Origin of the sequence: Streptomyces sp. NRRL F-5126 (assembly GCF_000721265.1) — a bacterium.
In the GTDB taxonomy this organism is placed as follows: Bacteria; Actinomycetota; Actinomycetes; order Streptomycetales; family Streptomycetaceae; genus Streptomyces.
Window position 1 is genome coordinate 1 of record NZ_JOFZ01000032.1, and the last position, 1,984, is coordinate 1,984.

The window sequence follows — 1,984 nt, forward strand, 5'->3', positions numbered from 1 at the left end:
GTCCTCCAGGACGCCACGCTGCCCAACCTCACCCCAGACCACCTGGACGCCGTCCTGCGGCCAAAGGCCGACAGCGCCTGGAACCTGCACCAGCAGACCCAGCACCTCAACCTCACCGCTTTCGTCCTGTACTCCTCCATCACCGGCATCCTGGGCAATCCGGGGCAGGCCAACTATGCCGCCGCCAACACCTTCCTCGACGCCCTCGCCCACCACCGCCACACCCACGGCCTGACCGCCACCTCCCTCGCCTGGGGCCTATGGCAGCAGACCAGCACCATGACCAGCCACCTCGACACCACTGACCTGGCGCGCATGAACCGCACCGGTATCGCCTCCCTCGCCACCGACGACGCCCTCGCGCTCTTCGACCACGCCCTCACCACCTCCCAACCTCACCTCCTCCCGACCCGTCTCAGCACCTCGGTCCTGCGTACTCAGGCACAGGACGGAACGCTGCCGGCGCTGCTGCGCGAGGTCGTGCCCACCCGGCCCCGAAACGCCGTGCCGACTCATCGCGCACACATCTCCAGCGGCGACTCCACCCTGTCGGAACGGCTCAGCCCTCTCTCCGAGTCCGCGCAGAAGGAATTCATCCTCAACCTTCTCGGCAACGAGATCGCAACCATCCTCGGGCACCAGAAATTCGACACGGTACAAGCCGAGCATTCCTTCAAGTCCCTTGGATTCGACTCACTCGCAGCGGTGGAACTGCGCAACCGGATCAGCAACGTCACCGGTCTGCGCCTCTCCACAACCCTGATCTTCGACTTCCCCTCGCCGTCGGCCCTCGTCGAGCATCTGCTCCCCGAGCTGACCGGTAGCGGTGGCCCGGCGACGGTCGCCTCCACGGCAGTGGCGGCAGACGACGAGCCGATCGCCATCGTCGCGATGAGCTGCCGTTACCCCGGTGGAGTCCTTGGCCCGGATGACCTGTGGCAGTTGGTCACCGATGAGGTGAACGCCGCTTCCCCGTTCCCGGACGACCGCGGGTGGGACATCGATGCGCTCTACGACCCGGAGCCGTCGCATACGGGCACGAGCTACACCCGCATGGGCGGGTTCCTCGACCGAGCCGACCACTTCGACGCGGAATTCTTCGGCATCAGCCCACGCGAAGCCCTGGCCGCCGACCCGCAGCAGCGGCTGCTGCTGGAATGCGCCTGGGAATCGTTCGAGCGCATGGGCGTACGCCCGGCTTCACTGCGTGGCAGCCAGACAGGCGTATTCATCGGCCTGATGTATACGGACTACGTGTCCCGGCTCCATCACGTGCCTTCGGAGCTGGAAGGCTATATGGGCAGCGGAAGCATCGGCAGTGTGGCGTCCGGTCGGATCGCCTACACCCTCGGCCTTGAAGGCCCCGCGTTGACGGTCGACACCGCGTGCTCCTCGTCCCTGGTGTCCATGCACCGCAGCGGGCCTTGTCAGCGGACGGCCGTTGCAAGTCGTTCTCGGCGGACGCGGACGGCACGGGCTGGGCCGAGGGTGTCGGGCTGGTGGTGTTGGAACGGTTGTCCGACGCGCAGCGTAACGGGCACAGGGTGCTGGCCGTGGTGCGCGGCAGTGCCGTCAACCAGGACGGTGCGAGCAACGGGCTCACAGCGCCCAACGGCCCCTCCCAGGAGCGGGTGATCCGCCAGGCCCTCGCCAACGCAGGCCTCACCCCGGACCAGGTCGACGCGGTCGAAGCGCACGGCACCGGCACCAAGCTCGGCGATCCCATCGAGGCCCAGGCCCTCCTCGCCACCTACGGCCAGGACCGCCCGGCCGAGCAGCCGCTCCACCTCGGCTCCATCAAATCCAACATCGGCCACACCCAGGCCGCCGCAGGCGCCGCCGGCGTCATCAAAATGATCCTCGCCATGCAGCACGGCACCCTGCCCCGTTCCCTCCACATCGACAAGCCCACCCCACACGTCGACTGGACCAGTGGCGCCGTCAGCCTCCTCACCGAACCCACCCCATGGCCAGTGACGGACCA

1 pseudogene is annotated in these 1,984 nt (G+C 67.7%); it reads left to right on the top strand.

Features of this window, described 5'->3' with window-relative positions:
* Positions 1-1,984 (top strand): annotated as a pseudogene (locus IH48_RS36735) (type I polyketide synthase); the annotation flags it as partial.